This window comes from Belnapia sp. AC561 (genome assembly GCF_979252845.1).
Genome location: NZ_CEEDBP010000415.1, coordinates 1 through 245 on the forward strand (window position 1 = coordinate 1; position 245 = coordinate 245).

At 57.6% G+C, this 245-nt stretch carries 1 protein-coding gene; it reads right to left on the reverse strand.

The genetic code is table 11. The annotated features are described in order from the left end of the window. Positions 1–245 (reverse strand): hypothetical protein (locus tag AC0IW9_RS31665; RefSeq protein ID WP_471652246.1); only part of this gene is annotated, 245 nt, incomplete at both ends.

The following is a 245-nucleotide window of genomic DNA, read 5'->3' on the forward strand; positions in this document are numbered from 1 at the left end:
CACCAGGTTGCCGTTGCCATCGTTGACAGCAATCGTCTTGGGCATACCGCGGGTAGTGCCGCAATCGTTCTCCCTCACGATCACGTCTTGGGAAACATCGACCAGACGACGGGTCAGGTAACCCGAGTCGGCGGTACGCAAAGCGGTATCAGCCTGCCCCTTACGACCACCGTGGGTGGAAATGAAGTACTCCAGAACCGTGAGGCCCTCACGGAAGTTCGACTTAATCGGGCGAGGAATGATGT